This is a genomic window from Paenibacillus sp. ALE3, assembly GCF_054113405.1.
Window position 1 is genome coordinate 930,001 of the sequence record NZ_CM134214.1, and the last position, 11,840, is coordinate 941,840.

The window sequence follows — 11,840 nt, forward strand, 5'->3', positions numbered from 1 at the left end:
GCCTGCCCGGTGCTGGAAGGTTAAGGGGAGTGGTAAGCTCTTCGGAGCGAAGCTATGAACCGAAGCCCCAGTAAACGGCGGCCGTAACTATAACGGTCCTAAGGTAGCGAAATTCCTTGTCAGGTAAATTCTGACCCGCACGAATGGCGTAACGACTTGGGCGCTGTCTCAACGAGAGATCCGGTGAAATTTTAATACCTGTGAAGATGCAGGTTACCCGCGACAAGACGGAAAGACCCCATGGAGCTTTACTGCAGCTTGATATTGAATTTGGGTACGATCTGTACAGGATAGGTGGGAGCCGTAGAATCTTGAGCGCCAGCTTGAGAGGAGGCATCCTTGGGATACCACCCTGATCGTATCTAGGTTCTAACTTGGTACCGTGATCCGGTGCGAGGACAGTGTCAGGTGGGCAGTTTGACTGGGGCGGTCGCCTCCTAAAGAGTAACGGAGGCGCCCCAAGGTTCCCTCAGAATGGTTGGAAATCATTCGAAGAGTGCAAAGGCAGAAGGGAGCTTGACTGCGAGACCTACAAGTCGAGCAGGGACGAAAGTCGGGCTTAGTGATCCGGTGGTACCGCATGGAAGGGCCATCGCTCAACGGATAAAAGCTACCCTGGGGATAACAGGCTTATCTCCCCCAAGAGTCCACATCGACGGGGAGGTTTGGCACCTCGATGTCGGCTCATCGCATCCTGGGGCTGAAGTAGGTCCCAAGGGTTGGGCTGTTCGCCCATTAAAGCGGTACGCGAGCTGGGTTCAGAACGTCGTGAGACAGTTCGGTCCCTATCTGTCGTGGGCGTAGGAAATTTGAGAGGAGCTGTCCTTAGTACGAGAGGACCGGGATGGACGTACCGCTGGTGTACCAGTTGTTCCGCCAGGAGCACCGCTGGGTAGCTATGTACGGAAGGGATAAGCGCTGAAAGCATCTAAGCGTGAAGCCCCCCTCAAGATGAGATTTCCCAGTATGTAAGACCCCTTGAAGACGACGAGGTAGATAGGTTGGGGGTGGAAGTGCAGTAATGCATGGAGCTGACCAATACTAATCGGTCGAGGGCTTATCCTAAAGATAAGGCGCAATGAAGTTTCGGATCCAGTTTTCAGGGTGTAACCTTGAAGTTAGAATTTGCGAGGCAAATTCATGTTTGGTGGCGATAGCGGAGGGGTTCCACACGTACCCATCCCGAACACGACCGTTAAGCCCTCCAGCGCCGATGGTACTTGGACCGCAGGGTCCTGGGAGAGTAGGACGCCGCCAAGCGAGTTTTGTAATTATTATTCCCTGATAGCTCAGTTGGTAGAGCACTCGACTGTTAATCGAGTTGTCACAGGTTCGAGTCCTGTTCGGGGAGCCATATGGAGAGGTGTCCGAGTTGGCCGAAGGAGCACGATTGGAAATCGTGTAGGCGCCAAAAGCGTCTCGAGGGTTCGAATCCCTCTCTCTCCGCCAGAATTATTTTATAGTATGGCCCGTTGGTCAAGGGGTTAAGACACCTCCCTTTCACGGAGGTAACAGGGGTTCGAATCCCCTACGGGTCATAGTAGTATGGAGGCTTAGCTCAGCTGGGAGAGCATCTGCCTTACAAGCAGAGGGTCGGGGGTTCGATCCCCTCAGCCTCCACCATTTATTTTTAATAGACTTCCCTACTATTGCCGCGGGATGGAGCAGTTCGGTAGCTCGTCGGGCTCATAACCCGAAGGTCGCAGGTTCAAATCCTGCTCCCGCAACCAATTAACTTTTTAATGAAAATTATTATGGAACTGTGGTGTAGAGGCCTAACATGCCTGCCTGTCACGCAGGAGATCGCGGGTTCGAATCCCGTCAGTTCCGCCATTTTCACAAAGTTACATTACCCTGTTGGGAGCCATTAGCTCAGTTGGTAGAGCACCTGACTTTTAATCAGGGTGTCGAAGGTTCGAGTCCTTCATGGCTCACCATTCATGTACTTATATGTCATGGATATAATTGTATTGCGGACGTGGCTCAGCGGTAGAGCATCGCCTTGCCAAGGCGAGGGTCGCGGGTTCGATTCCCGTCGTCCGCTCCATATTTGCGCCCTTAGCTCAGCTGGATAGAGCGTTTGACTACGAATCAAAAGGCCGGGAGTTCGAATCTCTCAGGGCGCGCCATTAACTTCATAAGCCGGTGTGGCGGAATTGGCAGACGCGCGCGACTCAAAATCGTGAGGGAAACCGTGGAGGTTCGAGTCCTCTCACCGGCATCTATTTCGGGATGTAGCTCAGCTTGGTAGAGCACCTGGTTTGGGACCAGGGGGTCGCATGTTCAAATCGTGTCATCCCGATTCAATAGGAAGTCGCTGGAAGCAGCGACTTTTTTGTTATTATCTTTTGTATAAATCAGTAATCTTCAGGTCACACTAACACAAAAAGTGGGACGGAAGGGATTACTGTGAAGCGATTAAGTTGGAAAAAACAGATGAAACGGCGCTGGAAACAGTGGAGAAGAACAGTGTGGGCATGTACTATTTTGGGTGCGGCTTGCTTACTGGCAGGGTTGGGTATTCTGTTTTCGAATCATATGCAGGCTATGCTGTCGCAACCACTGGCTACTCCCGTTATGGCAGAGATGGAGGAGGAGTCACCAAATTATACTTCTACCGAAGACCGCTCCTCGCAGATGCAGCTATTGCAAAGTATTCATGCTTCCGGTATAAGCAGGAAGACCCGTTTGTTAACTACCTACGTATGTGGTACGGAGACCACTTCCTTGGGAACGTTAAGTTCACAACAACTGGAAAGTTTGCTGAAGCAACATCCCGATTGGAAGGGACGGCTTAATACTAAAGGAGAAGTGTGGCTGGAGCGCAGAGTGGAAGATTTGTCGGAGTCATGCAAAGAGCGTGCATATATGGGCTTAAGCACTGATGGACAGCTTACACTGTTTGAAGGGCTGCCTAAAAAGGAAAAAGTAATTCGTACTTTTTTTCAATTGGATATAGGGTCTATGGAGACGGCCTTGCCGGAAGGGGTATATAAACAACTTCAGCAGGGAATCCGTGTACAGGATATAAATGAGTATAACAGTGTAATCTCCACTTTTAGTGACTTCGCAGTGGAGCGAACACAGAGGGTATTAAAGCAGCATTATTGATTACAAGTACGAGACGTTAGGCTTTGCCCATGAGGTGAGGCTTGTAGCGTCTCTTTTTATGTTTTCACTCATGGTTAAACTTTTTCCTCTATTAGATACAAAGTTTTGTTATAATGAAAAGAACGACACATATGTTCGCTTTATATGGAATTTACTCATGTATAATAACGATAGTGCTAGCTGATGGTTAGTTAGGCATGTTTGAGCGATAGGGGAGAGGTTTTTTTGCGTTTTTTAGGAATTGATCCCGGTATTGCCATTGTGGGCTTCGGGTTTGTAGACAAGATAGGCAGTAAGGTGGTTCCTGTGCAATATGGCTGTATCCAGACGGAGGCCCATACACCGGAAGAAGACAGGTTGCTTCATGTGTATGAAGGCATGTTGCAATTAATTGATAAGTACAAGCCGGATGCGGTTGCATTGGAGAAGCTTTTTTTTAATCGCAACGTTACAACAGCCATGTCCGTGAGTCAGGCACGTGGGGTGCTGGTATTGGCTGCCAAGCAACGTAATTTGCCTATAGGGGAATACACGCCCATGCAGGTAAAGCAGGCTATTGTAGGGTATGGCAAGGCGGAGAAGAAGCAGGTACAGGAGATGGTTAGAATGTTTCTAAAGCTCCAGGCTGTGCCCAAACCGGATGATGTAGCGGATGCTTTGGCAGTGGCTATTTGCCATGCGCATTCCTATGGACTAAATTCAAAATTAAATGAGGTATTACGAAAATGATAGATTTCTTGCGTGGTTCTGTAGCTCACTTGGAAAATGAATATGTCGTTTTGGATGTGCAGGGTGTAGGGTATCGGGTATTTTGTCCGAATCCTTACGCCTTCGCCAAAACGGAAGGACCGGTGGTTATTTACACTCACCATCATGTAAGGGAAGATGCTATTTTACTGTTTGGGTTTGCAACCCGTGAGGAGCAGCAATTATTCCGTAAATTGATCGATGTGTCTGGTATTGGACCACGGGTGGCTCTTGGTATTTTGGGAGGCGGTACGCCTGCGCATGTGGTGACGGCGATTTATCAGGAGAATATCACATTTCTCACCAAATTACCGGGGATCGGTAAAAAGACGGCACAACGTATGATTCTAGATTTAAAAGACAAGCTGGACGGTATTGGGGCGTTAGGAATGGCTACCGGATTGTTTGCGGAGCCTGCTGTAGAAGAAGGCGAAGGTTCGTACTGGAGTGAGGCGCGTGAAGCGCTTAAAGCACTCGGTTACACGGATGCTGAGTTAGATAAGGTATGGAGCAAAATGAAGAAAGATGCGAAACCTGATGATTCTGCCGACATTTTGATGAAACGGGCTTTGCAACTGTTGTTTGCCGGATAGGACGCTGTTGTCCGTGAATAGAAATCTGGTAAAAAGAGGAGCGATGGATTGTGGATGACCGGATTATTTCCGCCAATTTGATGATGGAAGACCAGACGGCGGAGTTAAGCCTTCGCCCCCGTTATCTAAATGAATATATCGGGCAAAATCAGGTCAAGGAAAATCTGAAAGTATATATTGAAGCGGCCAAGATGCGTAAAGAAGCGTTGGACCATGTATTGTTGTACGGACCGCCCGGATTGGGTAAAACCACTTTGGCTAACATTATCGCCAATGAGTTAGGGGTTAATTTACGTACAACTTCAGGACCTGCAATTGAAAGACCGGGAGATTTGGCAGCATTGCTGACCAACCTTCAAGAGGGTGATGTTTTGTTCATTGATGAAATTCATCGCCTTCATCGTACAGTGGAAGAAGTCATGTATCCGGCGATGGAAGATTTTGCACTGGACATTATGATTGGCAAAGGCCCAAGTGCACGTTCAGTTCGTTTGGATTTACCGCCCTTTACTCTTATAGGTGCTACTACACGCGCTGGGTTGCTCTCTGCGCCATTGCGTGACCGATTTGGCGTTATTAGTCGATTAGAGTTTTATACAACAGACGAGCTGGCTTACATCGTGTCTAGGAATGCGGATATTATGGAAATCGAGATTGTCGGGGATGCGGCGGAGGAAATCGCATTGCGTTCACGGGGGACACCGCGGATTGCCAACCGACTGTTAAAAAGGGTACGTGATTTTGCCCAAGTTGCCGGAGACGGTATTATTCATTCAGAGTTGGCTGCAGAGGCACTAAAGAGACTTCAAATAGATCCACTTGGGCTGGATGAAATTGACCATAAAATGCTTAAGGCTATGATTCATTCATTCCGAGGCGGACCTGTAGGATTGGACACCATTGCTGCGACCATTGGTGAAGAGAGCCAGACGATTGAAGATGTGTACGAGCCTTATTTGTTACAAATTGGCCTTTTACAAAGAACACCTCGCGGACGAACGGTGACTCCGGCGGCATATGCTCACCTTGGAATTCCTATGCCAACAGACCCACGGTGACTAGGAAATTATAGTGCACTTTTAAAAATCATTGAGTGTTATTCGTAAGTATGACGATATGAAGTGGATTAGACAGATGAATTGAGCTAAGAAGTGTATAAGTCCGATTCAAGCGGGTTCAAATTTTAGTTTATTCCGCCGATGTATTTAAAGGGATAGACGCGGGTCGAGATCCCGATAAATCATGTAATATAAGTGCTAGTCAGCTAGAATTGGGGGAGCTAGAAATGAGTGGAGATACATTGAACCGAAATAAAAATTTCGGAGCGTGGACAGGCCGGCTCAAACGAGCAGCTTTGATTATGGTATTAGCTACAGCTTGCATACCTTGGCCTTCAGCTGTTCAGGCTGCTGCCGCCCAAGAGGATATTCGTGTAGTGATCTTTGCGGATCTAGGCAGCAAATATAAAGCGACAGTTCCCGCTGTAACTTTGAAATCATCAGGGAGCCTGAGTGTCGGACAGAACAGTGGGGGCAGCTTTCAGGCTTGGATGGGACTGCCAGACAGTACGGCTCGTTTTAGTGTAGACAGCTATCGAGTGAAGGTGCTTGAAGGAAATGAAGCGGCTGCGATAAAAGCGGCTCAAGCTCTGCAAAAGACTAATGATAAACCTACTGTTTTTATTGGTTCAAAAAACGGTGGCTCTGTCTATCAAGTGTATGCGGGATTATATGCTAGTGAACAGTCGGCACAGGCTGCCGTGCAACGGATTTCCTCAGCAACCGGAGCGCAGGCCGAAGTTAAGGGAAACAAACATTGGTCGACGGGAAGCTACGGAAGCGAGCAGGAGGCTAATCTCGTTCGCACGACAATTGCTGCCGCAGGTTTTGATGCTTTTACTGTAATTCAATCAAGAGGCCAGTATGCTGTATGGGTTGGAGAAGAAAGTAATGACAGTAAGCTGTCGGCCTTGAAAACAGAGCTGGAGAGCAAGCAGCCTAGACTCACCCTTTCCAAAGTGAATACTACTCAAACTGGTCTTATCCTAAGACAGGAAGCAGGAGTAACGACAGGCTCACAGGTGATGCCTCATTACATGCTAAGTGGCTCTAATAATAGCAAGATAATTGTCAACGGCGGTAATAATGGAATCCAAGTGGTCGAAAGGTCACAGCGTACATATCGCGGCGACATGGAGATTGGCATATCGTCAGGACAGCTGGCGCTTGTGAATGAAGTCCCTTTGGAGCAGTATTTGTATTCCGTAGTTGGAGCAGAAGTCTATTCCTCATGGCCAGCTGAAGCGCTTAAGGCTCAAGCGGTAGCGGCTCGCAGTTATGCGCTTGCCCAAGGCAATCGGTTTCAGATCGGCAATGTGGTAGATGGCACGCTAAGCCAAGCTTACAATGGTAAGAGCTCAGAACATGCAAATGTCAACGAGGCTGTAGATGCAACAGCTGGTGAAGTTATTAAGAGTGGCGGCAAAGTGGTCGAAGCTGTATTCTCCTCTAATGCGGGTGGTGTTACAGCAGATGCTTCCGAAGTGTGGAATAGTGGTGGCGAAGCGTTTGCGAGCGTGGACAGCTCAGGAGATACCTCAGCGCAAAAAGGAGCACAGGAGTGGTATCATGTACTTCTCTCCAATGGCAAGACAGGTTATATCCGCGAGGATAACGCTAAGGAGCTGGAGGGAGTCACAGAAGCGGGGTTAGACAAAATCACCGTCACTGCGGAAAATACAAATGTGCGTCCTATTCCTCAAATCCAATCAACGGTTACACCCGTAGCAAAGGCGCAGCCGGGTGAAGAGATGATTGTTCTGGAAAAGGTGCCTCAATCCGGAGACTATGCATGGGTTAGAGGGCCCTTTACAGCAGCTCAAATTGCTAAGTCCTTGCAAGGGAAAATAACTGGCACAGTACCGTCCTCTGTTAATCACCTTGATGTTACCAAAAGGGGTCCGTCAGGGCGAGTATTGGAGATTGAAGCAGATGGAACTCCCCTAAAAGTGAAGTATCCGGACATGTATCGCTCAGCGATGGGGGGGCTACCGAGCACACTGTTTGATATTGCGAGTACCGGCAGTTATACTGTATTAGGCGCTGATGGAGCTACTACTCATGTAAGCGGCACACAAGGCACCCAAATTCTGTCGGCATCTGGCAGCAGCACTTCAAGTGGTAACGGGGTGGTCGTCATGAATGAAGATCGCCATGCACGAGTCATCGATAAAACGCAAAGCTTTATTTTTACAGGTAAAGGGAATGGTCATGGCTTGGGCTTATCACAATGGGGGGCCAATGGATTGGCAGAGCAGGGGTATGATTACAAGAAAATTTTGCAACACTATTACAAAAATGTGGATATAGTTAAGGACTGACCAATATATGAACGTAAACGATTACGATTTTGAACTACCTGAAACATTAATTGCACAGACGCCTTTGCTTGAGCGGACCGCTTCTAGATTACTGACGCTAAACAAAAACAACGGTGAAGTGGGACATCATACCTTTTCGGATATTGTGCAGTATCTTCAGCCAGGGGATACGCTGGTTCTGAATGATACCAGAGTAATTCCTGCACGTTTGTTTGGCATCAAGCAAGACACCGGGGCTAAGGCCGAGGTTTTGCTGCTTAAACAACTGGAGGGAGACCGATGGGAAGCATTGGTGAAACCCGGCAAAAAGCTGAAAAAGGGAGCTATTATTGTTTTCGGTGATGAGCTGAAGGCAGTTATTGAGGAAGAAGGAGATATGGGCGGAAGGGTACTTTCATTTTCATATGATGGTATTTTTCAGGAGATCCTGGATCGCTTGGGGCAGATGCCGCTTCCTCCGTATATTAAGGAACAGCTGGATGATCGTGAGCGGTATCAAACCGTTTATGCTCGGCATGAAGGTTCTGCTGCGGCTCCAACGGCAGGGTTACATTTTACCGAAGAATTACTGGACCGGATTAAAGAGAAGGGCGTTACGGTTGCCTTTATCACACTTCATGTCGGTTTAGGGACGTTCAGACCGATGTCGGTGGATACGATTGAAGAGCATGTCATGCATGAAGAATACTATTCATTGTCACAGGAAACGGCGGATGTACTCAATGCAACCAAGGCGCGCGGCGGAAGAGTCGTGGCAGTGGGAACAACCAGTTGCCGAACGCTGGAGACGGTGGGCAGTAACTTCGTAGATGGTGTACTACAGGCCAGCAGTGGATGGACACAGATTTTTATTTATCCAGGCTATGAATTCCGTGTGGTGGATGCAATGATTACGAATTTTCATTTGCCTAAGTCCACCTTGGTTATGCTGGTCAGCGCACTGGCTGGCAGAAAGAATATTATGCATGCTTACCAGGAGGCGATTGACCAAAAATATCGGTTCTTTAGCTTCGGGGACGCTATGTTCATTTATTAATTAAGGATGGTAGAGAAAATATGGCACCAGCAATAAGATACGAACATATTAAGACCTGCAAGCAATCAGGAGCACGTCTTGGACGTGTACACACGCCTCACGGAGTTATTGAGACTCCAACCTTTATGCCTGTGGGAACTCAAGCAACCGTTAAAACGATGAGCCCTGAGGAACTGAAAGCGATGGATGCTCATATTATTTTGAGTAATACGTACCATCTGTTTCTTCGTCCTGGTCATGATATTATCCGAGAAGCGGGCGGACTGCACAAGTTTATGAATTGGGATCGTCCTATTTTAACAGACAGCGGCGGATTCCAAGTGTTTTCCTTAAGTGAAATGCGTAAGATTTCAGAGGAAGGTGTTCATTTCCGCTCTCATCTAAATGGAGATAAGAAGTTTCTTTCTCCGGAAGTGGCGATGGAAGTCCAAAACTCGCTTGGCTCGGATATTATGATGGCCTTCGATGAATGTCCACCGTTTCCGGCTGAGTATGAATACGTAAAAAAGTCACTGGAGCGCACCAGCCGTTGGGCTGAGCGTTGTTTGGAGGCACATGCGCGTCCACATGATCAAGGGCTGTTCGCCATTGTACAAGGAGGCATGCATGAAGATCTGCGTAAGCAAAGTGCGGCAGATTTGACTTCCATGGATTTCCCGGGGTATGCTATTGGTGGACTGAGTGTAGGTGAACCTAAGCATTTGATGTATGGAGTGCTCGATTACACGGTTCCTCTGCTTCCTACTAACAAACCACGTTATCTGATGGGCGTTGGTTCGCCGGATGCTTTGATTGAAGGCTCCATTCGTGGTGTGGATATGTTCGATTGTGTACTTCCAACCCGAATTGCTCGCAACGGAACAACGATGACAAGTCAAGGACGTCTTGTTGTTCGGAATGCGAATTATGCAAGCGATTTTGGCCCGCTTGATCCGGCTTGTGATTGCTACACTTGTCGCAATTATTCACGTGCTTACTTGCGACATTTAATTAAAGCAGATGAAACCTTCGGGCTCCGACTGACAACGTATCATAACTTGCATTTCTTAATACAATTGATGCGTAATGTCAGACAAGCGATTATGGATGACAGGCTGCTTGATTTCCGCGATGAATTTTTTGAGCAGTACGGTCTTCATGATAATGATAAAGGTTTTTAAGTTTTAGGGGAGAGTATACGAAAGGGGGATTTAATGTGTTTCATTTTGCTACAGCTGCGGCTGCACCTGGTGGAGCTGGCGGACTTTTTCAAATGATCTGGCCACTGGCTCTGATGTTTGTAATCTTCTATTTCTTGCTGATTCGTCCGAATCAGAAAAAACAAAAGCAGCGTCAATCGATGCTTCAAGCTTTGAAAAAGGGAGATAAAGTAATTACAATCGGAGGTCTTCACGGTACAATTGTGGAGATTACGGACGATGTGGTTGTTTTGCGTGTGAACGATGTGACGAAGCTGACCTTTGACCGCAGTGCAATTAGTAATGCGATTGCAAAAGACACTGCATCTGAGGAAGTTGTTTCTAAATCGTAATATGCGATTGTTATGCAAAAACCGAGCCTTTGAGGAGGCTCGGTTTTTTTTGTGTTACATACATGTTGACTTACTTACTAAAGTTAATGCCAAACATCCCGCCACCTGCTCCTATAACAAACGCGATTCCTAAGTGCAGCAGGTCTTTACCATTCATGCCTGCATCCAATGCCAAAAAACCGACCAGAAGAACGATTAGTCCATACAGAATGCCTGTAATACCGCCTTGATACCAGCCTTTGTTCGTGGATCTTTTACCGGCGACGAAGCCACCAGATAGCATGGCGAATGCGTGGACGATGTACGTATACAATGATAAGTCCTGTTCTTGCATCTGTGTCATCCACAAGAGTATTGAAAGAATCAATGCGCCAAACAGCATCCATGCAAAGGCATAAAATAAGCCGGATAAAATGGGATGGGCCAGACGAAACGAACACCAGCGGCGAATGAGCTCCATGGATAATTCCTCCTGTACCAAGGTTTGAACTATTATCATTCTATGGCCAAGCTTCCCGGGTTAGTACCAAGTCGTAAGCAGTCTTTCTCTTTATTTCAATAATTTAGCCTTTTGTTTTTTGTATGAGCCAAGTGAGGAACGGTCAGAATACGTGTACAATGAACGACTAATGTCTTGTCGCAAGTACAGGAGAGGAGGCGAACCTATTGAGTCACGATATTTTTGCTCATATTTTTCGGACGCTGCTCATGTATTTTATTGTATATCTGGTGATGCGCTTGATGGGTAAAAGGGAGATCGGAAAATTGTCTGTTTTCGATCTCGTCATATCCATTATGATTGCGGAAATTGCTGTATTCAGCCTGGAGGATATAAAACGTCCACTTTATGAAGGGTTGATTCCTTTAGGAGTGCTGTTAATTTTGCAAATCGGAATTTCCTATTTCAGTCTGAAAAGTCGGCGTCTGCGCTTACTATTTGATGGTAGGCCCAGTGTATTGTACTCAAATGGACAACTAAACAAGGACGAAATGGCGAAGCAACGTTACAACTTAGATGATTTGCTGTTACAACTTCGTGAACAAAATATAGAAAGTTTGGATGAGGTTGAATATGTCATTTTGGAAACAACAGGTAAACTTACGGTGATTGACAAGGATATTTACGATGGCGCTAAACACGAAAAAATAAAGCAGGAACAAAACAAAAATGATTTGATAAGCAAAGAACAACAGGAAAATAAAGTCCACCCTTCTCCACAAATCGGTGGAAAGTTTAGATATGAGGGACTACCGATTCCATTAATTATGGACGGCAAGGTGCTGGATCGAAATTTGGAACGGATGGACATGAACCGTTTTTGGCTTAAAAATCAGATTCAGGCAAAGGGGCATAAAGATTTTAAGGATGTTTTCTTATGCTCGGTCAACCATAGAGGGGATGTGTATATTACACCACCGGCCTATGGAGAATCTTCAGATTAG

The 11,840-nt window shown here is 46.9% G+C and carries 10 protein-coding genes, 11 tRNA genes and 2 rRNA genes (1 of these 23 running past the window's edge); 22 read left to right on the top strand and 1 reads right to left on the bottom strand.

What is annotated here, in order from left to right:
• The 21 genes from ACXHJ2_RS04250 to yajC all read left to right on the top strand — a co-directional run.
• A 23S ribosomal RNA gene (locus ACXHJ2_RS04250) occupies positions 1 to 1,065 on the top strand; it begins 1,865 nt to the left of the window's first position.
• A gap of 78 nt (positions 1,066 to 1,143) precedes the next feature.
• Positions 1,144 to 1,260, top strand: a 5S ribosomal RNA gene (gene rrf / locus ACXHJ2_RS04255).
• Between the two features lie 18 nt (positions 1,261 to 1,278).
• A tRNA-Asn gene (locus ACXHJ2_RS04260) sits at positions 1,279 to 1,354 on the top strand.
• Positions 1,355 to 1,357: 3 nt separating this feature from the next.
• Positions 1,358 to 1,449 (top strand) — tRNA-Ser (locus ACXHJ2_RS04265).
• Between the two features lie 17 nt (positions 1,450 to 1,466).
• Positions 1,467 to 1,538: transfer RNA gene (locus ACXHJ2_RS04270), tRNA-Glu, on the top strand.
• Between the two features lie 9 nt (positions 1,539 to 1,547).
• A tRNA-Val gene (locus ACXHJ2_RS04275) sits at positions 1,548 to 1,623 on the top strand.
• Between the two features lie 30 nt (positions 1,624 to 1,653).
• Positions 1,654 to 1,730: transfer RNA gene (locus ACXHJ2_RS04280), tRNA-Met, on the top strand.
• 26 nt (positions 1,731 to 1,756) lie between these two features.
• Positions 1,757 to 1,833 (top strand) — tRNA-Asp (locus ACXHJ2_RS04285).
• A 28-nt stretch (positions 1,834 to 1,861) separates the two neighbouring features.
• Positions 1,862 to 1,937: transfer RNA gene (locus tag ACXHJ2_RS04290), tRNA-Lys, on the top strand.
• Positions 1,938 to 1,972: 35 nt separating this feature from the next.
• A tRNA-Gly gene (locus ACXHJ2_RS04295) sits at positions 1,973 to 2,047 on the top strand.
• A 5-nt stretch (positions 2,048 to 2,052) separates the two neighbouring features.
• Positions 2,053 to 2,129 (top strand) — tRNA-Arg (locus ACXHJ2_RS04300).
• Between the two features lie 12 nt (positions 2,130 to 2,141).
• A tRNA-Leu gene (locus ACXHJ2_RS04305) sits at positions 2,142 to 2,221 on the top strand.
• 7 nt (positions 2,222 to 2,228) lie between these two features.
• A tRNA-Pro gene (locus tag ACXHJ2_RS04310) sits at positions 2,229 to 2,302 on the top strand.
• Positions 2,303 to 2,409: 107 nt separating this feature from the next.
• Positions 2,410 to 3,111 (top strand): BofC C-terminal domain-containing protein, encoded by a 702-nt coding sequence (locus ACXHJ2_RS04315; RefSeq protein ID WP_013372653.1) that lies wholly within the window; start codon positions 2,410 to 2,412, stop codon positions 3,109 to 3,111.
• 225 nt (positions 3,112 to 3,336) lie between these two features.
• Positions 3,337 to 3,840, top strand: coding sequence for a crossover junction endodeoxyribonuclease RuvC (gene ruvC / locus ACXHJ2_RS04320; protein ID WP_025675038.1), 504 nt, complete (start codon positions 3,337 to 3,339; stop codon positions 3,838 to 3,840).
• On the top strand, positions 3,837 to 4,451 hold the full coding sequence (gene ruvA / locus ACXHJ2_RS04325; protein WP_025675036.1) for a Holliday junction branch migration protein RuvA: 615 nt from the start codon (positions 3,837 to 3,839) through the stop codon (positions 4,449 to 4,451). Before ruvC ends, ruvA begins: the two co-directional genes overlap by 4 nt.
• Before the next feature lie 50 nt (positions 4,452 to 4,501).
• Complete coding sequence (gene ruvB / locus ACXHJ2_RS04330; RefSeq protein ID WP_013372650.1) at positions 4,502 to 5,509, top strand: Holliday junction branch migration DNA helicase RuvB; 1,008 nt, start codon at positions 4,502 to 4,504, stop codon at positions 5,507 to 5,509.
• A 227-nt stretch (positions 5,510 to 5,736) separates the two neighbouring features.
• Positions 5,737 to 7,830 (top strand): SpoIID/LytB domain-containing protein, encoded by a 2,094-nt coding sequence (locus ACXHJ2_RS04335; protein WP_165083036.1) that lies wholly within the window; start codon positions 5,737 to 5,739, stop codon positions 7,828 to 7,830.
• Between the two features lie 7 nt (positions 7,831 to 7,837).
• Complete coding sequence (gene queA / locus ACXHJ2_RS04340) at positions 7,838 to 8,866, top strand: tRNA preQ1(34) S-adenosylmethionine ribosyltransferase-isomerase QueA (protein ID WP_165083038.1); 1,029 nt, start codon at positions 7,838 to 7,840, stop codon at positions 8,864 to 8,866.
• A 20-nt stretch (positions 8,867 to 8,886) separates the two neighbouring features.
• Complete coding sequence (gene tgt / locus ACXHJ2_RS04345; protein WP_165083040.1) at positions 8,887 to 10,026, top strand: tRNA guanosine(34) transglycosylase Tgt; 1,140 nt, start codon at positions 8,887 to 8,889, stop codon at positions 10,024 to 10,026.
• A 35-nt stretch (positions 10,027 to 10,061) separates the two neighbouring features.
• The gene (gene yajC, locus ACXHJ2_RS04350; RefSeq protein WP_013372646.1) at positions 10,062 to 10,397 is read left to right on the top strand and encodes a preprotein translocase subunit YajC; all 336 of its coding nucleotides are present in this window, start codon (positions 10,062 to 10,064) and stop codon (positions 10,395 to 10,397) included.
• A gap of 70 nt (positions 10,398 to 10,467) precedes the next feature.
• Here the strand turns inward: yajC and ACXHJ2_RS04355 are convergent, their stop codons facing one another.
• The gene (locus ACXHJ2_RS04355) at positions 10,468 to 10,857 is read right to left on the bottom strand and encodes a TIGR04086 family membrane protein (protein ID WP_013372645.1); all 390 of its coding nucleotides are present in this window, start codon (positions 10,855 to 10,857) and stop codon (positions 10,468 to 10,470) included.
• 206 nt (positions 10,858 to 11,063) lie between these two features.
• On the opposite strand from ACXHJ2_RS04355, the gene ACXHJ2_RS04360 reads away from it, so the two are divergent.
• Complete coding sequence (locus tag ACXHJ2_RS04360) at positions 11,064 to 11,840, top strand: YetF domain-containing protein (RefSeq protein ID WP_165083042.1); 777 nt, start codon at positions 11,064 to 11,066, stop codon at positions 11,838 to 11,840.